The sequence below is a fragment of the Chitinophaga sp. OAE865 genome (assembly GCF_040546735.1).
Classification (GTDB): Bacteria; Bacteroidota; Bacteroidia; order Chitinophagales; family Chitinophagaceae; genus Chitinophaga; species Chitinophaga polysaccharea_A.
Map to the genome: position 1 here is coordinate 5,520,071 of NZ_JBEPOF010000001.1, position 22,824 is coordinate 5,542,894.

The 22,824-nt window shown below is 48.5% G+C and carries 19 protein-coding genes; 4 read left to right on the forward strand and 15 right to left on the reverse strand.

The window, feature by feature from the left end:
• Window positions 1–12: 12 nt before the first annotated feature.
• The 15 genes from ABIE50_RS22075 to ABIE50_RS22145 form a co-directional block, all read right to left on the reverse strand.
• Window positions 13–1,371 carry a RagB/SusD family nutrient uptake outer membrane protein gene (locus ABIE50_RS22075; RefSeq protein ID WP_209859595.1) on the reverse strand — a complete coding sequence of 453 codons (1,359 nt, stop codon included), beginning with the start codon at window positions 1,369–1,371 and terminating at the stop codon, window positions 13–15.
• 22 nt (window positions 1,372–1,393) lie between these two features.
• Complete coding sequence (locus ABIE50_RS22080) at window positions 1,394–4,945, reverse strand: SusC/RagA family TonB-linked outer membrane protein (RefSeq protein WP_209859593.1); 3,552 nt, start codon at window positions 4,943–4,945, stop codon at window positions 1,394–1,396.
• 33 nt (window positions 4,946–4,978) lie between these two features.
• Window positions 4,979–6,010, reverse strand: coding sequence for a FecR family protein (locus tag ABIE50_RS22085; protein ID WP_209859591.1), 1,032 nt, complete (start codon window positions 6,008–6,010; stop codon window positions 4,979–4,981).
• A gap of 93 nt (window positions 6,011–6,103) precedes the next feature.
• A complete protein-coding gene (locus ABIE50_RS22090) occupies window positions 6,104–6,649 on the reverse strand; it encodes an RNA polymerase sigma-70 factor (protein WP_209859589.1) in 546 nt (181 codons plus the stop codon).
• Between the two features lie 250 nt (window positions 6,650–6,899).
• The gene (locus tag ABIE50_RS22095; RefSeq protein ID WP_209859587.1) at window positions 6,900–7,313 is read right to left on the reverse strand and encodes an arsenate reductase ArsC; all 414 of its coding nucleotides are present in this window, start codon (window positions 7,311–7,313) and stop codon (window positions 6,900–6,902) included.
• Between the two features lie 17 nt (window positions 7,314–7,330).
• Window positions 7,331–7,846 (reverse strand): DUF6428 family protein, encoded by a 516-nt coding sequence (locus ABIE50_RS22100; protein WP_142688363.1) that lies wholly within the window; start codon window positions 7,844–7,846, stop codon window positions 7,331–7,333.
• The gene (gene arsB, locus ABIE50_RS22105) at window positions 7,839–8,933 is read right to left on the reverse strand and encodes an ACR3 family arsenite efflux transporter (protein ID WP_209859585.1); all 1,095 of its coding nucleotides are present in this window, start codon (window positions 8,931–8,933) and stop codon (window positions 7,839–7,841) included. The genes ABIE50_RS22100 and arsB overlap by 8 nt, the downstream gene beginning before the upstream one ends.
• Before the next feature lie 40 nt (window positions 8,934–8,973).
• Window positions 8,974–9,303, reverse strand: coding sequence for an ArsR/SmtB family transcription factor (locus ABIE50_RS22110; protein ID WP_209859583.1), 330 nt, complete (start codon window positions 9,301–9,303; stop codon window positions 8,974–8,976).
• A gap of 106 nt (window positions 9,304–9,409) precedes the next feature.
• Window positions 9,410–10,573, reverse strand: coding sequence for an acyltransferase family protein (locus ABIE50_RS22115; protein WP_209859581.1), 1,164 nt, complete (start codon window positions 10,571–10,573; stop codon window positions 9,410–9,412).
• 157 nt (window positions 10,574–10,730) lie between these two features.
• A complete protein-coding gene (locus tag ABIE50_RS22120; protein ID WP_209859579.1) occupies window positions 10,731–10,982 on the reverse strand; it encodes a DUF6755 family protein in 252 nt (83 codons plus the stop codon).
• A gap of 59 nt (window positions 10,983–11,041) precedes the next feature.
• Window positions 11,042–11,554 carry a Rieske (2Fe-2S) protein gene (locus ABIE50_RS22125; RefSeq protein ID WP_209859571.1) on the reverse strand — a complete coding sequence of 171 codons (513 nt, stop codon included), beginning with the start codon at window positions 11,552–11,554 and terminating at the stop codon, window positions 11,042–11,044.
• Between the two features lie 10 nt (window positions 11,555–11,564).
• Entirely contained in the window at window positions 11,565–12,134 is a 570-nt protein-coding gene (locus ABIE50_RS22130; protein ID WP_142688357.1) for a 4Fe-4S dicluster domain-containing protein, read from the reverse strand.
• Window positions 12,135–12,158: 24 nt separating this feature from the next.
• Window positions 12,159–14,372, reverse strand: coding sequence for a molybdopterin oxidoreductase family protein (locus tag ABIE50_RS22135; RefSeq protein WP_209859569.1), 2,214 nt, complete (start codon window positions 14,370–14,372; stop codon window positions 12,159–12,161).
• A 38-nt stretch (window positions 14,373–14,410) separates the two neighbouring features.
• Window positions 14,411–15,475 carry an MFS transporter gene (locus ABIE50_RS22140; protein WP_142688355.1) on the reverse strand — a complete coding sequence of 355 codons (1,065 nt, stop codon included), beginning with the start codon at window positions 15,473–15,475 and terminating at the stop codon, window positions 14,411–14,413.
• A 39-nt stretch (window positions 15,476–15,514) separates the two neighbouring features.
• Complete coding sequence (locus tag ABIE50_RS22145; RefSeq protein ID WP_209859567.1) at window positions 15,515–16,576, reverse strand: tellurite resistance/C4-dicarboxylate transporter family protein; 1,062 nt, start codon at window positions 16,574–16,576, stop codon at window positions 15,515–15,517.
• Window positions 16,577–16,681: 105 nt separating this feature from the next.
• On the opposite strand from ABIE50_RS22145, the gene ABIE50_RS22150 reads away from it, so the two are divergent.
• The 4 genes from ABIE50_RS22150 to ABIE50_RS22165 all read left to right on the forward strand — a co-directional run bounded on the left by ABIE50_RS22150 (window position 16,682) and on the right by ABIE50_RS22165 (window position 22,807).
• On the forward strand, window positions 16,682–17,707 hold the full coding sequence (locus ABIE50_RS22150) for a LacI family DNA-binding transcriptional regulator (RefSeq protein ID WP_209859565.1): 1,026 nt from the start codon (window positions 16,682–16,684) through the stop codon (window positions 17,705–17,707).
• 96 nt (window positions 17,708–17,803) lie between these two features.
• Window positions 17,804–18,409 (forward strand): RNA polymerase sigma factor, encoded by a 606-nt coding sequence (locus ABIE50_RS22155; protein ID WP_354028123.1) that lies wholly within the window; start codon window positions 17,804–17,806, stop codon window positions 18,407–18,409.
• A 74-nt stretch (window positions 18,410–18,483) separates the two neighbouring features.
• A complete protein-coding gene (locus ABIE50_RS22160) occupies window positions 18,484–19,503 on the forward strand; it encodes a FecR family protein (RefSeq protein WP_209859561.1) in 1,020 nt (339 codons plus the stop codon).
• A gap of 85 nt (window positions 19,504–19,588) precedes the next feature.
• Window positions 19,589–22,807 carry a SusC/RagA family TonB-linked outer membrane protein gene (locus ABIE50_RS22165; protein ID WP_209859559.1) on the forward strand — a complete coding sequence of 1,073 codons (3,219 nt, stop codon included), beginning with the start codon at window positions 19,589–19,591 and terminating at the stop codon, window positions 22,805–22,807.
• The last annotated feature ends 17 nt before the right edge of the window (window positions 22,808–22,824 follow it).

Sequence of the window (22,824 nt, forward strand, 5' to 3'; positions counted from 1 at the left end):
TTTTTGTTGTGTTTATCTCGGGTTTTGTACCAGCGATGGATTCAGCTGGATATTAAATGCCGGGATGGGGAAAATATACCGGTTGCTGCCGGGCGTAAGCGTATAGGCTTCACCGGTAGCAATATTGGTACGGGTAATGTTGTCTGCGAAACGGCTGTCTGTAAAAAGACGTTTCTGATCAAACCAGCGGATACAGGTGAAACATAATTCCCTTCTTCTTTCCTGCAAAACCTTTACCAGCGCATCGGCTGCACTGGCGGCGGTCAATGGCTGAAAGTCGGCCGCCGCAAAGCGTTTGGCCCTTAAAATATTCACCGTGCCCATAGCGCCTGTTGCATTGCCGGCCCTGGCCTGGCATTCCGCTTTAATGAGCAGCATTTCAGGGACAGATACGCCGAGGTTGCGGTTAGCACCGGCAACAGCTTCCCTGGAAGAAATACGATAGGTAATTCCCCCGTCGGTATAGTCGCTGGTAAGATAGCTGTAGCGGTAATCCTTCATATCATATAACGACAGTAGGCCCCGGCTCAATACCTGTAAATTGGAGTACTGGTGGCTCATGCCCGCTATTTTGGAAAAAATGATCTCGGGGTTATCCGTCCGCTGGGGGTAGCTTGTTAGCGTGGGCAGGTCCAGCAGGCCTGACCGGATGTTCAGGGCATTGTCTGCATTTTCAAGTGCTGCCGTGTATTGTCCCATTTGCAGGTAAGCTCTTGCCAGCATGGCATAGGCCGCTGCTTTGGACGGATAAAGATTGTAAGTGTTTTGTGCCGGCAGGTCGGGGATGGCGGCCTGCAGGTCGCTGAGCACCTGATCGTACACCTGCTGTACAGTAGCGCGGGTGGCTACAACAGATACATCCGGCTCCAGGAGCAAAGGTACTCCCGGGTCGGTAGCTTTACTGTTTTCATTGTACTGTTTGGCATACATATTTACCAGGGTAAAATAGCTGTATGCGCGGTGTACTCTTGCTTCTGCCAATACCTGTTTTTTCAGCGGCACAGTACCGCCATTGCTGTTCATTACATCCCGGATCACCAGGTTGCAGGGATAAATGGTAGCGTACAGTATTTTCCAGTCGGGATCGGCAGTGAGGGCATTATAGTATTCGGCGCCCCACATATAGGCGTTCATGAATTCGGGCGACAGCCGTTGCTGCATACCTGCACCGGTATACTCAATATCGTCTGCCGTCATATCCGGCATATCCACGGAGCGTTCCATGTCCAGGCGGTTGTTCATCAGGTAACGGTAGTTAATATAATCATCTGGCGTAAGCGCGCCTTCTGTTTTTATATCCGTGTATTTGCTGCACGATTGAAGAAGCGTGCCGGCAATCATAAAAAGAAGGAATATTTTATATCGTTTCATTTGGCTGCGTTTTGAGATGAGATCAGAAGCTTACATTCAGTGAAAAATTATACGATGCTGATGGCGGCAGCTTCATATTCCGGATGCTTGGCGGGAAATCGGGATCTATACCGTCGGCGTTTTTGGTCCATAGCAGGGCCAGGTTCCTGGCGGCACCCGTGAAGGAAATGCCTTTCACCGGCAGGCGGCTGAACAGCGGGGCTGGCACTTTATAACTGAGCGCCACTTCGCGTAAGCGGATATGATCTCCTGGCAGTACATTGATATCGGCATTGATATACCTGATGGCTCCTGCACTGTTGCCACTGAGGCCTGGCACATCGGTAAAGGCTTCATCGCCTGGTTTACGCCAGCGCTTATCCAGCAGGTTGTTATACTCGTAGTTCTGGAATCCGAAACGGCCGGGATAATTGTTGGGTACCGGCCGCTGGAACACATAGCCAAGTTTATAGGTGATCATTACATCGAGCGAGAAGCCTTTGTAACGGAACGTTTGGCTCAGGCTTCCGAAGTAGGGCGCGGACAGGCGGCCTGCATTTTTCAGGTCGCTGATATCCTTTGGCGACTGGTTAATATTCAACGTATCGCCTTTGCCGCCCAGTACCAGCGGGCTGCCTTTGCTATCCAATCCTGCATAGCGGAACACCATCAGGTAGTCTGTAGGCAATCCTTCTATAGGACCGCTCACACCGGCTGATCTGAGCAGGGCGCTGGTTACATTATACCTTGCGTCCGTTACCTTGTTGGTGTTATAGGAGAACACCACGTTGGCCGACCATTCAAAGGCATGCCGGCGGACAATCCTGCCGCCAAGCGAGAGGTCGATCCCTTTCCCGCTCAGGGAAGAAGTGTTACGGGTAACATTGTCGAATCCCACGGTATTATCTATCGGGAAAGTGGCAAAAAGGTCGGTGCCTTTTTTGTAATAGAATTCTGCAGTACCATACAGGCGGTTATCAAACAAGGCATAGTCTATACCTACATTATACACCCCGGTTTGTTCCCAGCGCAGGGAGGGATTGGCCGGCGAACCTACCGATGCGTAAGGATCGAACGGGTATTGATAATCATTTGCCAGGTACAGCTGGTCGTATGGCAAAGCGGTAGTGCTGATATTCCCGTTGATGCCATAGGTAGCGCGCAGGGTAAGCCCGCTGATCCAGCTAACCTGTTGCATAAAATCCTCTTTGGATAATGCCCAGGCTATACCAGTGGACCAGAAAGGTTTTGCCCGGTATTTTTTATCGAGGCCGAAGTTATTGTAATCGTCGTACCGTGCACTTCCCGACAGGGTATACTTACCTGCATAGGTATACGAAAAGTTGCCGTAGTAAGACAGGTAGCGTTTCCGTTTGGAAGCGTAATTTACACTATATGGCACTGTTCCCTGGTAGCCGTCTACCGTAACATAGGGAGTTACATAATCTACCGGTTTGCTGAATTGTGTTTGTGTATTAAATCCATACAGGCGGTTGGTATTGTTTCCGTCGATAGTTTGCCGTGCTTCCATACCTGCCAGTGCGTTCACCTGGTGGTTGCCGGAAAAGTTCCTGTCCAGGCTGAGCTGTCCGCGTACACTATAATTATTTTTTGAGTAGTCGGATGTTTCCATGACAGCGCCCAGGGGGATGCCGTACACCAGCTTCCCGTTTGCATCAATTGATGTAGCCATGTTCAGCAGGTTGCGGGTATAGTAGGAGCTGTCGGGATGAAAGAATTTTCCCGAAGAGGATGACCGTTCTGCCATATACTGCGCATTAAAGCTAAGCCCTTTGTACAGCGGTATATTCAGCCCCAGGATAGCGGCGTAGTTGCTTTCATTGGTGGTATTGTCCACCATGCCCTGTTCGTCCATATAATTATAGCGCCAGGGCATATATCCCCGTGCTTCCAGCTGGGTTAGTCTTCCTGAATAATACGCCTGCGAATAACCTACGTTATTACCGTTATCATCCACGAGCTGGTCGTAAGGCATGAGCGGTGTGGGCGAAGGAGCGTATACGCTGGTGCCCAGTCCGCCGGTGCTGTAACGGAACCAGTTTCCGCGCAGGTTGGCCGACAGGGTTACATTTTTGAAGAAGGTAAATTCCTGGTTGGCTGTTAGGGTGATCCTTTCCCCGAAAGTTTTTTTGGTACTGGTATTTTCCCGGTCGTAAGCACCGGAAACAAAATAGGTATGCCTGCCCGTACCGCCGCTGATACTAAGATCATAGTGGCTGGTAGAAGCGGGTTTCAGGAGATATTGTTCCACCTGTTTCCTGGAATCGCGGCTTTTCAGAACAGCCAATGCGGCATCTGCCTGGGCCTGGGTCACCTCTCCTCTTTTGAGCCGGAAAAGCCAGTCCACCGCCTGGCTTACAGGCCACTGGCTGGAAGCAGGCAAACTGGTTGGATCGGTGATAAACCCTTTGTTCACCAGTTCCTGCTCATAATCGATCATCTGCGCTGCGTTCATCATTGGCATGGATGATAACCTGGGCTTGCCGTTCAGGCCTAGTCCCGCTGTAAACGATATATGCGGCGCGCCGTCATTTATTTTCCCTTTTTTGGTAGTGATCACAATCACCCCTGCAGAGGCGCGTGCACCCCAGATAGAAGCGGCGGCTGCATCTTTCAGGAAGGTGATCTGTTCCACATCAGCCGGGTTGATAGTACGCATATCCATCTCCGTAGGAAACCCATCTATCACCACCAGTGGTTTTTTATTTACATCATTGTTCAGAGTGCTGGCGCCCCTGATGGCGATATCATAACTACCGTTTCCCTGTACGGCACCATTCAGGTTACCATATACAAAGGTGTTATCTGATTCGGTAAGGTTCAGGAGAACGCCGGGCACCTGCCCTTCCAGGCGGTAAAGCACATTGGGCACCGGGATCTTTTCCAGGTCTTTGGCCGTAACTACGCCAAAGGAGCCGGTGGCGCGTTCTTTTGGCAGGTTTACATAGCCGGTGGATACTACTTCCACCTGTTTCAGGTTGCCTACGCGTTCCGGTAAGGTAACATTATAGTTTTTTGATGCGCCGAGCATTACGTTCCGGCTTTCAAAGCCCACGCTGGAGAAAGATATCATGGTTTCATCTTCCGGCAGTTGTATAAAATATTCGCCGTTATCGTTGGTGAAAGCGGTTTTCTTAGAGTTGAGCCCCAGGATACTAACGCCGGGTATGCCCTGTTGTTCGCCGTTGCTCACTTTCCCGGTGATGGTCCTGTTTCCCGCACGGGTAATGGTGATTTCCGGTTGCCGGGAGCTGGCGGGTGTTTCCGGGCTTTTTTTGATGAGCACATTATTTCCTTTTACGGTGAAGGTTAAACCGGTGTTTTGCAACAATTGCTTCAGGGCATCTTCCAGCCGTTCATTGGTACAATCGAATTGTACGCGGGGAAGGGCTTCCAGGTCTTTCGACTGGTACCCGAAATATTTACCCGTTTGGGCCTGCATTTGCCGGAACACTTCCTTCAGGGTGGTGTTGGCCAGGTGCAGGGTAACTCTTTCTTCTTTTTCCTGCGCATAGGAAAGGGAAAAGTTCAGGCATAGCAATGCCAGCAGCACTGCAACAATCTTTTTTGTCATCTCGTACTTTAATTGGTTGATTTAAATGTGTAGTCAGTAAACTACGTAACCGTCCTGATTCCTGGCATACTTTGCATTGGCCAGTTCACATATGATATCAAGGGCACTGTCAACAGATGTATTCTTTTTAAACCCGGTGGTGATCAGCAGGTTGGCCAATCCCGGGTTGTTTATTTTTATATTGATCCCGTAAAAGATCTGAAGATCTTTCAGAATATCGGCCAGTGGCTCATCGTTGAAGCTGATGTCCCCTGTTTGCCATCCGGCGGCATTAATGCCGCTGGTATTGCGTTGTGTCACTTCACCGGTAAGCATGGTGAGGTGCATTTCCTGTCCTTTTATAAGGGTGGATATATCTTTTTTATCTTTTGAAATTTTCACTTTTCCTGTAACCACCGATACAATGGCCTGGCTACGGCCGGGATAGGCTTTAATATTGAAAGAGGTGCCGAGCACGGTGGTGGTCATTCCGCCGGCGGAATGGATCACAAAGGGCCATGCCGCTGCATTGGACACTTCAAAAAAGGCTTCTCCTTCCAGGAATATTTCCCTGCGTTGCGGGTTGAACTGATCAGGATACCTAACTTCCGATCCGCTGTTCAGTACAATCCGCGTACTATCTGGCAGTACCAGCACTTTACGTTCCCGGTTGCCGGTACGGATGGAAGTGGTGGCAGCGATCAGTGCAGGCGTATGCTTTTCCTGAACGGTGGCTGCCAATGGCGCAGGACTGCGCCGGGTGGCATACATCCATGCGCCTGCGCCCAGCAGCAGCAGGAAAGAGGCGGCGGCCATCCAGCGAACGGTATTGCGTTGCCTGTAGAAAGGGATCAGTTTTGCGGTTGCAGCAGGACGGACAGCCAGGTCTATCTCTCCGCGGTTATTGACATAGGTAGCCGACGGTGTTTCCTGCCGTATTTCACTGTAAAGCCGGTCCAGCAGGGATATCATCAGGTCGTTCTCCTTGTTGGCATCCAGGAGGTCGAAGAATTCATTCCTTTCTTCCGGCGTGCATTTGCCGGAAATGTATAACCTGAAAAGATGTGTAAAATGTGCCTGATCCAATCTCTGTTCGTATTAAAAATGACAGGTCCTGATAGAGGACTATATATTACTGACGTTTGAAAAACAGCGATGTCCTATTGGGGGGAAAAAAATTTAAAATAATTTAATCTGCCCGGCGGCAATTTTACGGAGATAGCTCAGGGCGGCGGTTAACTGGTTCTTTACGGTAGATGGGGAAATGCTGAGCTTTTCCGCTATTTCGTTGCGGGTGCGGCCTTCCACCTGGCTCAGCTGGTAAATGATCCGGCGCTGGGGTGGCAGCTGGTTAATGGCTTCCGACAGGGCAAATTCATATTCTTTGGCGATCATATTATCGTAGGTGCGGCTTTCCTCCCACTGGTGATCGTTGAAGTATTCTGCGCGGAGGCGGCGGTCGTTTGCCAGCTGGCGAAGTACATCCACTACTTTATTACGGACCATCTTATAGAGGTAATCTTCTATATTGGTAATGGTGCTGAACTGGTCGCGTACCGTCCATAGCTTAATAAATACTTCCTGGATAATGTCGCGGGCGAGTATTTCGGATTGGATGGTTTTCAGGGCGAAGCAATAGAGCGGGTACTCATACAGCCGGAAATAGGCGGTAAACTGCTCCTGTAGCAGCAACTCCTCCCCGTTTGTGATCTCTTTCCGCTTCATCCCTGTATTCTAAAGTTGAGCCACAAATGTATTGAAAGTTTCGCGGATTTTGTCTTGGAACACTGATTACGCGGATTTTGATGATTAGTTGATTTTATTTTAGAGATTGAAAATAATTAAGGGAGATAAAAGTGGATATATGCCTTTGTCTCCCTTAAATATTCCCCAAAAATAATATCAATGAAATCATCAAAATCAGCGTAATCAGCGTTCCAAGACAAAATCCGCGTAATCAGTGTTCCAAGACAATTTACAGGTATTGTGCTACGAAATTTTTTGTGTAGTCTTTTATTGTTTGCCGTACTTCCCTGAAGGCCGTCATCACCTGTTCTTCGCTGCCGGTAGCCTTTGCCGGGTCGGGAAAATTTTCATGCAGTTTTGTGGCGCTTGAAGGGAAAAAGGGGCATCGTTCCTTTGCGTTATCGCAAACCGTAATTACGTAATCGAAGTCGATATCCCTGTACTCATTGATGTTGTTGGAAGTGTGTGTGGAGATGTCGATGCCGTCTTCCGCCATGGTGGCTATGGCGCGGGGATTAACGCCATGTGTTTCCACTCCTGCGCTGTAAATTTCCGCTTTGCTGCCTGCAAAATGTTTCAGGTAACCTTCGGCGATCTGGCTCCGGCAGCTGTTGCCCGTGCATAATACTAGTACTTTTTTCATGTTGTTTGTTTTATAGATCAGCAGCAACCGCCTCCTGGCGTGCAGGAAGTACCGGCTTTCAATGTTACGGGTATTTCTTTTGGGGTACCGCAGGTAGCGCCACGCTCCGTTGCCTTACACTGTGTGGCATCCGGCTGCAGGTTCACCACCAGGTTCTCCCCTTCCAGCCGCAATTCAGCGGGATACATCTGCCGGGTATCAAATGCGGCGTTACCAAATTCAATTTTTACTATCGCCTTTGGGTGCAGGTCCATATTTTTCTCTACCAGGTCCACTATCTTCAAAGCTTTGTTCACCGCCATTGCCCGGTGGGTTTGCGATTCTTCCGGCTCCCATAATTGTACAATGATCTCTGTCCATGTATTCATCTTACCACCACAGTCAACCGATGTAACAGGCGCCTGTTTAATTTCCGTAATATGGTAAGATGGCGCCACCAATGTACCTGCTGCATATTCGAACTGCAGTATTTGCTCCGGGTATTTTTCCAGCTGATCCCTGAAGGATTGCCAGGTCATTCTTGTGTTACTCATGATATAAAGGTTTATTTTTTCCAGATGCTGTATTGCCATACCAATGCTTACGGAGGCGGAAGGCCACATTCACGAGCGCCATCAGTGCCGGCACTTCCACCAGCGGGCCGATAACGCCTACAAAAGCCTGCCCTGAGTTAATACCAAATACCCCGATGGCTACTGCGATGGCCAGTTCAAAATTGTTGCCTGCTGCGGTAAAGGCAATAGCTGCATTCCTGGAATAATCTGCACCCGCCATTTTACCTAATACAAAGCTCACCAGGAACATGATCACAAAGTATATCATCAGCGGAATAGCTATCCGTACCACATCCAGGGGGATCTGCACAATCAGTTCCCCTTTCAGGCTGAACATAACAACTATGGTAAACAGGAGGGCCACCAGCGTAAGCGGGGAAATAAAGGGGATGAATTTTTCCCGGAACCATTCCTCTCCTTTCAGTGCCACCAGGACGTATTGGCTGATAATACCGGCGGCGAAGGGTATACCGAGATAGATGCCCACGCTTTTTGCGATTTCACCAATAGATACCTGTACTGTAATTCCTTTCAGGCCAAACAGGGTTGGCAGCCAGGTGATGAACACATACGCATATACGCTGTAAAGCAATACCTGGAAAATGCTGTTGAGCGCTACCAGTCCTGCTGCATATTCCCGGTTACCTTCTGCCAGTTCGTTCCACACGATCACCATGGCAATACACCTGGCCAGGCCGATCAGGATAAGCCCTGTCATATATTCCGGGTACCCGTGCAGGAACAGCACTGCCAGTCCGAACATCAGCAGGGGCCCAATTATCCAGTTCAGCAACAGGGATAACGACAGCGCTTTTGTATTGCGGAACACTTCCCTTACCCGGTTGTATTTTACTTTTGCCAGCGGCGGATACATCATCAGGATAAGACCTATAGCCAGCGGGACATTGGTAGTACCCGAAGAAAAGGAGTTAATAAAAGTGGGAAGCGAAGGAAAGAAATACCCGGCGCCTATGCCAATGGCCATAGCCAGGAAGATCCACAGCGTAAGGTACCTGTCTGAAAAGCTAAGCTTTTTGCGGTTTGCCGGATTACAGTTCTGATTCATTGTATAATTGCAATATTACGATATAAGTAAACAAAAAATTTTAACAGCAGGATTTGATATCTGTTGCTTCTGTGAAGAATGCCCCGAATATTTTACCGTACTGGTTCCATACTTTGGGATTGATACAGTAACAAACGCTGGCTCCTTCTATAGTTCCCTGGATCAAACCGGCGTTTTTCAGTTCCTTCAGGTGCTGGGAGGTAGTTGCCTGCGCCAGCCCGAGCTCCTCTACCAGGTCGCCGCAAACGCAGGCATTCTTCTTAACGAGGTACTGCAAAATAGCGATGCGGGCGGGGTGCGCCAGCGCCTTCGCCATATTGGCGATATCGTTCTGCTGTTTCGTAAAGAGATCTGATTTTGTAGCGCCCATAATATTAGCGTTTTAACACATCGCAATATTACGATTACATAACGGATCTGCAAAATAAAAAAAGCGTGATACAGGTTGTACCACGCTTTCATTGAATATCATTGTTCTATACTTTCAGGAATACCTTCTGTTTGTACATAAAATACAGGAACAGCCATTTTACAAATACCAGCGAGATAGCCAGGGCCACGGCCCCGAAGGGATCGCCCACCAGTTGTCCCAGCCATTTAAACAGGGCATTATTGGTATAGCCCCAGTCAATAAAATGACCGGAAATATAAATGAGGATGGAGTTCATGCCTATCACCCGGAAAAAGAAAGCCCATTTCCTGTAGCCCGCTATATCGATCACGTAATAAAAGAGGGCCAGCAGCAACAGGCTGATACCGCCCACCTGCAGCACAAAAGAGCTGGTCCACAGGTTTTTATTGATGGGAAAATCGAGATTCCATATCTGCGCCAGTACCAGGAAAATCACGCCGGTAAGGGCCATTACGCCTACTTTTCTAACGGGGGCCATAGTGCTGTTCCTTAATAAATTACCGGTAAGGATGCCCAGCATCGCCGTGCTGATAGCGGGGAAGGTGGAAGTAAACCCTTCCGGGTCGTGAATACCCAGGTACAGTTTACCAGGCAGGATGCAGCGATCGAGATAGGAGGCAAAATTCCCCTCCATGGTAAGATCGCCGGCAGGAAACCCTGGTGCAGCAGTAAACTTCAGCAACAGCCAGTAAACCACCAGGATAGCGGCAAACCAGATCATCTGCGCCCGTTCCTTTGTATACAGGTAAATGATATTGGCAAACATATAGGCCAGCCCTATGCGCCCCAGCACACTGCCGAAACGGATCTGGGAAACCGGCTGGATCTGCAAACCGTTATTGTAGATAATACCCAGCAACACCAGTATCAGCCCCCTTTTGATAACACGCAACAAAAGCTGGCTCCTGCTCTTGCCTTTCTCTATCTCCCGGCCCACCGAATACGGGGTAGACACGCCGGCCATAAACAGGAAGAGCGGAAAAATAAGATCATAAAAATGGAACCCGTTCCATGCGGGATGCTCCAGCTGTACGGCTACTCCCTCCCAGAAAGGGGATCCTGTTACATTGGCGATCGTTTGGAAAATGGAGCCTCCTCCCATGATCCAGAACATATCAAATCCCCGGAGGGCATCTAAAGAATAGAGACGGCCTTTTTTTTCATTGTCGCGGGTCACCGCCACTGGCGCGGCCCCGGAGTCCACTGGCATTGCTGTTAATGTGCTCATGGTGTAGTAACTGATTTTGGCAGGATACAAGCTAATAAAAAAGGAGAACTTTTTAAGAAAAATAAAAAAAGGCGGGTGCGGAGATGAAGCGGAGGTTGTCTGACTCAGGATTAGACTGATTACAATGATTATGTTGATCAGACGCTGTTAGGATTTTTTATTGGTCTTTTTTTCTATCTCCCATGGGCGGGAAATACAACCAGAAAAAACCGATCAGGAATAAAACCGCAGAGGCTATAAATGCGGGCAATGCAATATCCCTGTTATCGCCAAGTGCGTTATTGAGGCCGGTATACAACAGCCAGATCTGGATGCCGATATTTAAAATGAGGATCACGATCAGCGCCGACATCAGCGTGTTCGATTTGTTGGGATGAGCCTTGTTCTGAGCTTCTTTAAAATTGCTCATATATAGTGATTTTAGGGAGATGATTGTTTGGATGATCTTAAATTATTTAAGATGATCGATCAACTACGGGTTTCCTTTCCATGTGCTCTTACATACACATCGTCGCCTTTTAACAGCACCTCCAGGGCCGGCAATGGGCGTGGCGGAGGACCGGCCACCACTTCGCCTGTCATAGCGTCGAAGAAGCCCTCATGACAGGGACAAACTACCTGACCGCTGCCCGGTTTATAATATACGGCGCACGATAAATGCGTACATTTCTGCTCATAGGCTCTCCAATGGCCATTCTCCAGCCGGATAAGAATGTAAGGGATGGCGCTTCCTGCAATAATGAAGGAGCGTGTACCTCCTACAGGCACACTGTCTGCTTTGCAAACAAAATGTTCTCCCTTTACTTCTTCCTGCGGAAAGAAATTAGCCTTCACCGCTACATAAGCGCTGCCAACAGCCAGGCCGCCGGACACCAGGCATAAAAACCGTGCAAAGTCCCTTCGGCTTACAGATGTGGCCTCTGTTCTTTCCACCGGGAAATCCTGTTTCCAGTTAGGTTCTTTTGCAGTATGATCAGACATATCTTTCAGTTTAATGAACTTTCAATTGTGTACTTCCTTTAGGCATCATGATATTCACCTTGGTGGTCACTACCTGTTCCCCGAAAACAAATGTATTAACAGGCGTGCTGTTAGGCCGCATACGGCTTATTTCTTCACGGGTGCCGTAAAACAGCGCCTGGCTGGGACAAACCGTTGCGCACATCGGTTTTTTTCCTGCACTGGTACGATCGTAGCACATGTTACACTTCATCATCATATCATACTTCTCTTCCTTGATAGGCACTCCAAAGGGGCAGGCCATCACACAGTTGGAACAGCCGATGCAGCGGGAGGTATTGGCGCTGTGCACCACCCCGAAATCATCTTTGCTGATAGCATCCGCCGGGCATACCTTGGCGCATACCGGGTCATCGCAATGCATGCATACCTGTACGGTAGTTTGAATAGTAACAGCACGCTCCACATAGTTCACATGTATCATGCTTTCCTGGCCATTGGTTTCACACTCCGCACAGGCCATTTCACAGGCCTTACAACCGATGCATCGTTGCATGTCAACGAAAAACTCCATGTCTGTTTTGTAGGCAGTAACTTCCATTTTGCGAATGTGGTTTAATGATCATCAGATACTGTCGAATGCTGTTGTTTCTCCCGGCCTGGATATAACTCCCAATGGCTCCAGTTTACAGGCGCATACTTTAAACTCCGGGATCTTTGATACAGGATCGAGCGTGCCTATAGTAAGCTGGTTAGCTGATTTCCTGCCCGGCCAGTGATAAGGAATAAACACCGTGTCTTTACGGATGGTTTCCACAATATTTGCGGGGAACTCGCCTGTACCCCGGCGGGTGCTCACCTTTACCATTTCCCGTTGCCTGATCCCGTATTTCATCGCCAGTTCAGGGTGAATTTCCAGCAACGGTTCGGGTATCAGTCCTACCAGCTTCCCGATACGCCTGGTTTGGGTACCGCTGAGGTATTGCGATACTACGCGGCCGGTGGTAAGCACCACCGGGTATTCTTCATCCGTTACTTCTCCAGGATCGCGGTAATGAACAGGATTAAAATGCGCCTTGCCATCGGGCGTGGCGAACTTTTTATCTTCCCATAAACGCGGCGTACCGGGATGATCTTCTGAAGGACAGGGCCAGAAAACGCCCATGTTATCTTCTATTTTCTTATAGGTGATGCCGTAGTAATCGGCCGTTCCTCCTTTAGAGGCTATGCGCAGTTCATTAAAAACGGCTTCGGAATCTTTATAGGTGAATTTATCGGCCGCTCCCAGCCTTGCAGCAAGATCCAGGATAATAGAGGTATCTGTACGGGCGTTTGCAGGCGGAGTAACGGCTGCGCGTATACGAACTACACGGCCTTCCGCGGTGGTAACGGTCCCCTCTTCTTCTTCATGAAGGGAGCCGGCCAGGATAATGTCTGCATGCCTTGCCGTTTCATTCAGGAAGAAATCGATCGCCACATAGAACTCCAGTTTCTCCAGCGCTTCCCTTACATAGTTGTTATTAGGCAGTGATACCAGCGGGTTGAAACATATAGACAACAACCCTTTTACTTCACCGCGGTGGATGGCTTCTATCAGTTCATAGGCAGTAAGCCCTTTTCCCGGCAATTCGGATTCAGGAATGCCCCATACTTCTGCAATATATTTCCGGTGCTCAGGATTGGTAATATCCCGGTTGCCCGGCAGCTGATCACATTTATGTCCGTGCTCCCTGCCACCCTGCCCGTTGCCCTGCCCGGTGATGGTGCCATAGCCGCAGTACGGGCGGCCGATACGGCCTGTGGCTAATACAAGATTGATGCAGCCCAGCACGTTCTCCACTCCTTTTGAGTGATGCTCTATGCCACGCGCATGCAACAGGAAACTGGTACTGGCCTTGCCCCACATAGCGGCGGCCTGTTCTATTTTTTCTTTCTCAATACCGGTTACCTGCTCTGCCCATTCCAGGGTATAATCTTTTACAGCTGCAATGGTTTCATCAAAACCGGTTGTATGGTTATTGATAAAATCGTGATCCAGCATATCATGGTCCACCAGGTATTTAAGCATGGCGCCGTACAGCGCAGAATCAGTGCCTGGTTTTATGGGCAGATGGATATCGGCGGTGCGCGCCAGCGGGATCACCCGGGGATCCACCACTATCAGTTTGGCGCCGTTGTCTCTTGCGCGCCAGATCCAGTAGGTAAGTGTAGGAAAGGATTCACTTACATTGGCGCCGGCTACAATGATCACTTCCGCATGCGCAAGGTCGGTGTAGTTATTGGAGGTACGGTCTAACCCGAATGCCTTTTTATTACCGGCGCCGGCGCTTACCATACACAGTCGCCCGTTATAATCGAGGTTGCTTGTTTTAACGGCAACGCGGGCAAACTTGCCCATGAGGTAACTTTTTTCATTGGTGAGGGAAACGCCTGACAAGATAGAAAAAGCGTCTTTACCATAGGCTTGCTGTATACGCTGTATTTCTGCAGTTACGCGGTCGAGCGCCGTATCCCAGGATACCGCCTTAAACCCTTTGCCTTCCACTCTTTCCAGGGGATCCAGCAGGCGGTCGGGGTGATTGTCCTGCAGGTAGCGCTGAACTCCTTTGGGGCAAAGTCTTCCTTCATTAAAAGGAAATTCCATCCACGGCTCAAAACCCACCACCTTGTTATTTTTCACGAGCAACTGGATACCGCATTGCATACCGCAAAAGCAGCAATGCGTTTTCACGGTGGCATCCGGCTCATCCCTGCCGGGGTAGCCTTCAGTGGGCGTGAAGTTCAGGTGCGGGCCAAAATCTTCGATGATCTTTTCTGGTGATACGGGTAATTTTGCCATACAGATAGTAATTGAGTATACCGGGTTTTACGAAATGGTTATCCAAAAAAAGATCCGCCTTCCTGCCTGGCTTTGAGGTGCGCTTTGGCAAGCAGGGAGCGTTTGCCTTCGGGGCTATAGTCCAGGTGGGAGCTGCCGTCTTCCAGTGTGAAGTCGAACCCTACCTGTTTGGTCACTATTTTAAGATCATTTACGTGCAGCTGGGTGGTAAATTCCTTACCGGTGTGGGGGCATACGGCCATGCCTCTTTTTTTGCCTTCCCGTTTATAGATATGTGCGCCTATTTGCGCCGGCCGCTGAATAATATGAAAAAATTTCCCGAAAGGGATCCATACCAGGAAGAGTATCACGGAGATAGCATGTGTAACGGACATAAAATCATAGGCCATGCCTTTCATAAAAGCATAGCTGAAATTAAGCCCAAGCCCTGTTACTGAAATGATGATGAGCAATATAAGCGGCAGGAGGTCGCCTTCAAAAGTTTGCGAAGCAATAAGGCCCGCATTGGTTAATCTTCTTACGAAAAAAATAACCGCTCCGGCAATTACTGCCCAGGAGCACCAGGTAAGCGCATGAAAGATGAGGAAGGCCAATACGGAGCCCAGTTTAAAGGACATAACCTTAAACCCGAAAAAATTGGCGTTATACAGCTTCACAGCGCCGGGATCCAGTGCGGTGCCGGGGTCCAGTGTAAAATTGATCCAGCCCAGCGTTAAGGGGATGGTAATTGCAAATGCGGCCAGGCAACCGGAAGCGAGCATAAAATGCGCGAACCATCTCTTCTTTCCCCTGGGGTAAATAAAGCGCTGGAACAGGAGGTTCTTTACTGAATCTTCCAGCAGTAACCAGATATGAACAAAAAAACTGCCTTTGAATATAAACTGCCAGGTGCGCCGGAAATACATCCAGGTGGGAGGCCGCTGCAGCCATACACAATAACGGTAGATGCCGCCAAACAGGGCAAACAGGGTTCCGAATAAATAAGCAATCAGTGCCGGGTCAAAATTCTGCAGTTTCCTGGACCCGTAAAAAGAGATCACTACGCAGCCGAGAGTAACAATTGTTGCAACCAGTAAGGCTTTTTTATTGAGAGAAGCATGCATTGACACCTATTTATGATTATCAGAAACACAGAAACGATGTTACTTTCTTTCTTTTCCTGATGAAAAGAGATCAATAAATAATCCTATAAAAACAATCACCCAGGTACCTACAGCTAAAATAACAAATAAAGCCGAAACAGGTTTAAGAAATGTAAAACCTGTAACGCCGGCATAAGTGAACGTACATACGCCGTACATGCCCAACGGGAATACCATGGACCAGTACTGCGGATCATACTTCAGCGGCACCCTGGCAATAAAATGGCGGTAGGCAAACATCAGGAATAACAATGGCAGCCACCAGCTGGCAAACGCCCAGAAAAACATCGTGAACGCCTGTACGAAATCGGACCATGGGCTCAGCGCCTCATGCTTACGCGCATACATTACCAATCGTGAGCCCGCCAGCGTAATGATGGCCACTGCTCCCATATTGATCCAGTACGGCGGTGTGAGCGTTTCTGCCTTCATGCTGAAAAACAGCCAGCGGTAAAGGATCAGCCCTATCAGTACAAAATAGAACATCCCTCCTATCATGTAAGCGCACAGTGAAATAAAAGCAATAAGCCAGTGGAAAGCGCTGCTGTTGGCAATAATGGCGCCCAGTACTGCCACAGACTCTGTAGCCACTACGATCAGCAGCCAGGCCCCGTTGATACTTTGTTCCAGCGTGGGCTTCGGCTCTTTCAGAATATTAACGAGGAAGAAAGTATACAGCAGCAATGCCCAAAGGATAAACCCCGTTATCCATAATACCAATGCAATATCCATCCTGCCGGTAATAATAGCCACCTGGCTGCCAAGTACATTATTGCCCGCCACCAGGGTAAGAAAAGTAACGCCTCTGGCAGAATGATGCAGGTCGTTCCACACAATGGCCGGGTACCTGATAATACGCATGATCAATATGATCCATAACAACGCATAAAACACAATATTGAGCCACAAAAACATACCGGCCGGCCAGGCGTATCCCCAGAGGAATAAGCCGATAGATACAATTCCGGTGGCCATTACAAGTGCAAAGTAACCGGGAAAAAAGGTTTCCAGCGATGTAGCATTAACGGGCTGACCAGGATGCGCGAGGGTTGCTTGAGGCATGAGCAAGGTTTTGGTGAGTAACTAGTTACTGTAAAAATAATGTAAACGGGCGAAAGTTTTTGTAACTTGTGAAATCGATTACAACTAGTAAACCTCGCTTAGCGAATGAAGAAGAATAAAAGGATCACCATCTATGACCTGGCGAATGAACTGGGCATCTCCGCCTCTTATGTGTCGAGGGCGCTCAATGATCATCCCAGCATCAGTGATAAGATGAAGATGCTGGTAAAAATGAAAGCAAAGGAACTGAACTACCGACACAATTCAAATGCAGCCAATTTAAGAATGGGTTCTTCCCGCACCATCGGGGTGGTAGTTCCAAAAATCAATGAAAGCTTCTTCTCCAATGTTATTGCCGGTATAGAAGCCACCTGCTTTGAACATAAACATCATTTGATCATCTGCCAGTCGGAAGAACTGTTTGAAAAGGAAGTACTGGCAGTGGAAAAACTGGTACGGCTAAACGTAGATTGCATTATCATCTCCCTTTCTTCCCAAACCATTACATTCAATCACCTGGAAGAAGTAAAGAACAACAATATACAGCTGATCCAGTTCGACAGAACCACCGATAAAATCAGCAGTCACCAGATCATCAACAACAACAGGGAAACCGCATATAAAGTAGTAAAGCACCTGCTTCAGCAGGGATATACCAGGATTGCCTATATTGGCGGACCGGAACATATCGGTATCTATAAAGAAAGAAAAGCAGGTTATCTCCAGGCGTTAAAAGAAGCCGATATCTCCATCCCCTATCACTTCGTTAATGATAATGCACTCACAAGAGAAAACGGTTCCGTAATCGCCGGGGAAATCCTGCAGCTGAAAGAACCGCCGGATGCCATCTTCACTGCTACCGACTACGTAGCATTGGGTGTGCTGAAAACCGCAGCAGGACTGGGTATAAAAATACCGGAACAACTGGGGGTATTTGGTTTTGCCAACGAAATGTTTGCGGAGATGCTTACACCGGGTTTATCTTCTGTGGAACAGTTTACCCAGGAAATAGGGAAACGCGCCGCTGGTTTTTACTTTGAACAACTGGCATCAAAAAAAACAATCACTTCCTCCAGGGAAGTGATCGGTTGCGAACTTATATTGCGGGGGTCATCCCTAAGGAGTGTATAACTATTCCATCTTCAGCGGAAAAGCTGGCGGCACAACGACAATGATAATCATTAAATAACGTACCCCCACTTCTTTCTTGTTCATTCAACCGTATTTTTGGCCATCATTAATGCCATGTCTGAAAATACAACAACATTGACAACGCTGAGCAAGGCCGAAGTTGCTGCATTTGACAGTATCTATCATCAATATCACCATGCGGTATTTAAGAATATATGCAAACTGGTTGCCCAGCATGAGGTAGCCGAAGATATTTTGCAGGAAGTATTCCTGGCATTATGGAATAACCGTCATAAACTTGACCTGGAAAACGGGGCGGGCGGATGGTTGTTTGTAGTGAGCTACAATAAATCCATGCAGTACCTGAAAACTGCCGCCAGGGAGAAACTGGTACTGGTAACACATCCTGAGCTCCCCGTATCTACAGCAGAAGAAGAGCCCAACCAATTGAAAGACCTGCAGCTGCATCTTATTAACGATGCCATTGAAAAATTATCCCCGAAAAAGAAAATGATCTTCCGGCTTTGCCGCCTGGAAGGCAAATCATTACAGGAAGCCGCCGCCATTCTTGGTATTTCTCCCCATACTGCCAAAGAATATCTCAAAGCATCTTCCACCTTTATCAAAAATCATATCGCCACCAAACAAGCCACCATTCCCGCAGCAGGCCTGTTATTGCTTACCGCCTATTTCCAGTATTGATCCCCGGCTTAACAATTTGGTAATATAACCTATCCCCCCCTTTTGCGGACAATAGAGTTTTTATAGATGAAAGCATGGAACAGATCAGTTTATTATTACAGAAAATAAGGAACGGTATAGCTACGGCTGCAGACATTGCGCTGCTGGAAGAGATGCTCCTCCGGGAAGAAGACGCCGCGTTAAAGCAACAGCTGCTGGAAGCATACCAGCGCACTGTAGCTGATAAGGAACAGGTACTTGCTCCTGAAAAAACCGCGGAGATACTATCCAGGCTGCACGCCCGCATGGAAGCTGATGCGGTACCTCCTTTAAGGGCGCCGCGCCGGATGGCAGTATGGATGCAGGTAGCTGCTGCAGCCTCCGTGCTGATAATTGCCGGTATTGCCGGTATGAAATACCTGAATAACGGTTCCCGCACTACTGCTGTTGCCGCTGCCGTCCAGCAAACGGTGAACAGGATCAGCAATAAAGGGGAGGTTATAAAGATCCTGGCTATGGCAGATGGCTCTGTAGTAAAACTATCGCCCAACAGTACGCTTTCCTGGGTGAACAAAGAACGCTGTGTAAACCTTCAGGGACAGGCTGCTTTCATCGTGCAGGCAGATAAGAACAAACCGTTTACCGTGCATGCAGGCGGCATTGCCACCACTGCACTGGGAACAACATTTACCGTTAGCACGCTCACACCGGGCAGGATCTCTGTGAAACTATCAGAAGGAAAGGTGCTTATTCATACGCCGGATAACGGGAAAGATATTTACCTGTCGCCAGGCGAAGCATTCACCGTAAACACCGGTACCCGGTTATTTACAGTGGTGAAAGAAACGGGCAAACAAGAAACCCTTTCCCGCGATGCTGCCAGTGATGTAATCCTTTCATTTAAAAATGAACCGCTGGAAAATGTATTGCATTCATTGGAGAAGCACTTTAAAAAACCAGTTTATTATAATAAAGAGGACATCAGTAAACTGTATTTTACAGGCAGTATCCTGAAAAAGGATTCCCTGAAAAATATCCTCTCCGCCATCGGCGCCATGAACCAGCTGGTGGTTACGGTAAACAACGACAGCACAATTATCAGCAGCCGGAAATAAATCATCTGTTCAACAGCTAACAGCAGCACTCCGTGCGGCTGAAGGGAACCTTATTCATTCATAAATCATTATAAACATCCATCAAATGATCAGACTTTTAAAAGAGTACACCTGTGTTCTTTTGCTGTTACTATGCGCCATGAGCGCCTTTTCACAGGACTCCAAACCTATCCTGGTAAAAGGCACCGTGATGAGCGAAAACGGCGAGCCACTCATTGGTGTATCCATCTCCGTTAAGCAACAGCAAGGCAAAGAAAAATACAACGCCTCCACCAACGAACAGGGCGTTTTCCAACTCCAGGGATTAAAAGCCGGTGCGGTGTATGATTTTGTATTCAATTTTATTGGTTATGAAAGCAGCCATGTAAATGGTTTCCAGGTGAAAGAAGGCGAAGGCAATCTGTTGCTGGTAAGAATGAAAGAAGCCAGTCGCGGCCTGAATGAACTGGTAGTAGTTGGTTACGGCACCCGTACCAAAAAAGAACTTACCGGCGCTGTAGCCTCTGTACGCTCCGGCGATCTGAAACAACAGGCGGTTACCTCTTTCGACCAGGCCCTGGCCGGGAAAATGGCCGGCATACAGGTGATGCAAACCAACGGCGCTCCCGGTGGCAACGTATCTATACGCGTCCGCGGCGTAGGATCTATCAGCGCAGGTAACAATCCCCTCTTCGTGATAGATGGCATCCCCGTTACCAACGATACCCGCAACGCATCGCCCGGCGTTAACACCTACCAGCAACCCTTTAATCCATTGGCTGCGATCAACGTGAATGATATCGCCTCTATTGATGTGCTCAAAGACGCTGCCTCCGCGGCCATATACGGCTCCAGGGGCTCTACCGGCGTAGTGCTGATCCGCACCAAAAGAGGAGCCGCAGGCAGGATGACAGTTACCTACGATGGCAGTTACGGCACACAGTCCGTGAACAAACATGTAGATGTGCTCAATGCATACGATTATGCAAAGCTCGTATACGATGGTCATAATAATGCTTACCTCGACGCCGTTCCCGGTGGCAAACCTACAGATCCCAACAGTATGCGGCCCAATAACCCATCCACCTGGATCCCCCCGCAGGTATTGCCTTATCTGGCAGGTGAACAGGGCCTCACCAATACCGACTGGCAAAAAGAGATCTTCCGGCAGGCGCCCATGCAAAATCATAATATCAGTATTTCCGGCGGTACAGAAGAGCTGTCATATTATTTCTCCGGCAATTATCTCAACCAGGATGGTATTGTTATCAATAATAATTACAAGCGCTACGCCAGCCGTTTCCGCATCGACGGCGGCCATAAGAAGTTCCGCTTCGGGGTAAATATGAACCCATCTTTCACAGACAATCATGTAGTGAACGCCGAAGGCCCGTGGTTTGCGCCCAATTCAGGCGTAATAGCGCTCGCCCTGGGCTATGCGCCCATCTTCCCCGTGCATAACCCCGATGGTTCCTTTGCCGATTCTGTGAACGTATGGGGATATGGACAAACCAACCAGCTTAACCCCGTAGCAGTAGCCACGCTGATCAAAGACCGCATCAAGAATTTCCGCCTGCTGGCCAACGCCTATATGGAGTATGAGGTTATAGCAGGGCTGAAATACAAACTTTCCGCAGGTACGGATATCAATACTTTCCGGCGCGACTACTACCGGCCTTCCACCCTGCCGCTGCCTTCCGGCACGTTACCTTCTGTGGCAACGGGTTTTTCCAATACCGATCAATACACCAACTGGCTTATAGAACATACGCTCTCGTATACCAGGAGTTTTGGCCGGCATAAAATAGATGCGCTCGCGGGCTTCACGGTGCAAAAAGAAAACCAGGAACACAATACCCTCACCTCCACCAATTTCCCGACGGATATAGTAACCACGCTGAATGCAGGTCAGATCAGCGCCGGTAACTCCACGCAGGAACAGTGGAGCCTGAACTCTTACCTGGCCAGGGTGCAGTACAGCTATAGCGATAAATATTTTCTCACCGGGTCTGTAAGAAGGGATGGATCTTCCCGTTTTGGTATCAATAAAAAATGGGCCTCCTTCCCCGCGATCTCCGGCGCATGGCAAATCTCCAATGAATCCTTCTTTCCCAGATCGGCATATGTCAGCTCACTCAAACTCAGGACTAGCTATGGTTCCACAGGTAATTTCCAGATCCCCAATTATGGTTCTCTGGCACAGTTAAGCAATACAGATGGTAATTATATTTTTGGTAACCAGATGCTGGTGAACGGCGTATCCATTACTACGCCCGCCAACCCGGGGCTTACCTGGGAAAGCACCTCCAGCTTTGACCTGGGATTGGAAGCCGGCTTCTTTGACGATGCCCTTAACCTGACCGTTGATTACTATAATTCAAATACCACCCGCTTATTACTGAACCTCCCGGTACCCGGTACTTCCGGTTTCAGCAACTACCTGCAAAATATCGGCGCGCTTAATAACCGCGGAGTGGAAGTAGCATTATCTTTTAATAAGAAACTTGGCAGGAACTGGTCGCTCGAAACAAACGCCAACATTGCCTTCAATAAAAACAAAGTCACTAAACTGGGCCCTTCAGGCGCTCCTATCATTGCTACCGGCGGAACCGGCAATACATATTTTATTACCAAGATCGGCGAAACCATTGGTTCGTACTATCTGTACATCAACGATGGTATTTACCGCGACAAAGCAGATCTTGATGCTTCTGCCAAAACAAGCAATCCTACTTACGTTGGCGACCTGAAATTCAGGGATATCAATAACGATGGAAAAATAGATGCCAACGACAGGGCCATCATAGGCAGCTTCCAGCCAAAGTATATTTTCGGTTTCAGCAACACCGTAAGATATAAACAACTGGACCTGAGCTTTTCCATACAAGGCAGCCAGGGAAATAAAATACTAAGCCTGTTCAGACGCTACATTGCCAATGTGGAAGGGAACTTTAATAACCTGTCGTTTGTAAAGGGGCATTATGTGTCTCCCGACAACATAGGCACCGGCTATATCAACAGGGCCAACCGCCTTGCTACCGGTGGTAATGGCATCACCTCTTCCTGGCATGTGGAAGACGGATCATTTGTGAGGGTGCGGAATATTGCGCTGGGATATAATTTCCCCGCCTCACTGATGAACCGCCTCCAGGTAACAGCCATAAGGGTTTACGGCGCTGTACAAAACCCGTTCACCTTTACGAAGTACTCTTTGTTCAATCCTGAAATCAGTAATCGTACCGATAACTCGCTGACAGCGGGGGAAGACTATGGCTCTTACCCGCTGGCGCGTATTTATTCCGTTGGACTTAACATCACTTTCTAATGCAGCAATCTATAGCA

Excerpts from the sequence above, each read along its gene's own strand:
- ABIE50_RS22075 (WP_209859595.1), bottom strand. The coding sequence starts at position 1,371 with ATGAAACGATATAAAATATTCCTTCTTTTTATGATTGCCGGCACGCTT.
- ABIE50_RS22080 (WP_209859593.1), bottom strand. The coding sequence starts at position 4,945 with ATGACAAAAAAGATTGTTGCAGTGCTGCTGGCATTGCTATGCCTGAAC.
- ABIE50_RS22090 (WP_209859589.1), bottom strand. The coding sequence starts at position 6,649 with ATGAAGCGGAAAGAGATCACAAACGGGGAGGAGTTGCTGCTACAGGAG.
- ABIE50_RS22095 (WP_209859587.1), bottom strand. The coding sequence starts at position 7,313 with ATGAAAAAAGTACTAGTATTATGCACGGGCAACAGCTGCCGGAGCCAG.
- ABIE50_RS22100 (WP_142688363.1), bottom strand. The coding sequence starts at position 7,846 with ATGAGTAACACAAGAATGACCTGGCAATCCTTCAGGGATCAGCTGGAA.
- arsB (WP_209859585.1), bottom strand. The coding sequence starts at position 8,933 with ATGAATCAGAACTGTAATCCGGCAAACCGCAAAAAGCTTAGCTTTTCA.
- ABIE50_RS22110 (WP_209859583.1), bottom strand. The coding sequence starts at position 9,303 with ATGGGCGCTACAAAATCAGATCTCTTTACGAAACAGCAGAACGATATC.
- ABIE50_RS22115 (WP_209859581.1), bottom strand. The coding sequence starts at position 10,573 with ATGAGCACATTAACAGCAATGCCAGTGGACTCCGGGGCCGCGCCAGTG.
- ABIE50_RS22120 (WP_209859579.1), bottom strand. The coding sequence starts at position 10,982 with ATGAGCAATTTTAAAGAAGCTCAGAACAAGGCTCATCCCAACAAATCG.
- ABIE50_RS22125 (WP_209859571.1), bottom strand. The coding sequence starts at position 11,554 with ATGTCTGATCATACTGCAAAAGAACCTAACTGGAAACAGGATTTCCCG.
- ABIE50_RS22130 (WP_142688357.1), bottom strand. The coding sequence starts at position 12,134 with ATGGAAGTTACTGCCTACAAAACAGACATGGAGTTTTTCGTTGACATG.
- ABIE50_RS22135 (WP_209859569.1), bottom strand. The coding sequence starts at position 14,372 with ATGGCAAAATTACCCGTATCACCAGAAAAGATCATCGAAGATTTTGGC.
- ABIE50_RS22140 (WP_142688355.1), bottom strand. The coding sequence starts at position 15,475 with ATGCATGCTTCTCTCAATAAAAAAGCCTTACTGGTTGCAACAATTGTT.
- ABIE50_RS22145 (WP_209859567.1), bottom strand. The coding sequence starts at position 16,576 with ATGCCTCAAGCAACCCTCGCGCATCCTGGTCAGCCCGTTAATGCTACA.
- ABIE50_RS22150 (WP_209859565.1), top strand. The coding sequence starts at position 16,682 with ATGAAGAAGAATAAAAGGATCACCATCTATGACCTGGCGAATGAACTG.
- ABIE50_RS22160 (WP_209859561.1), top strand. The coding sequence starts at position 18,484 with ATGGAACAGATCAGTTTATTATTACAGAAAATAAGGAACGGTATAGCT.
- ABIE50_RS22165 (WP_209859559.1), top strand. The coding sequence starts at position 19,589 with ATGATCAGACTTTTAAAAGAGTACACCTGTGTTCTTTTGCTGTTACTA.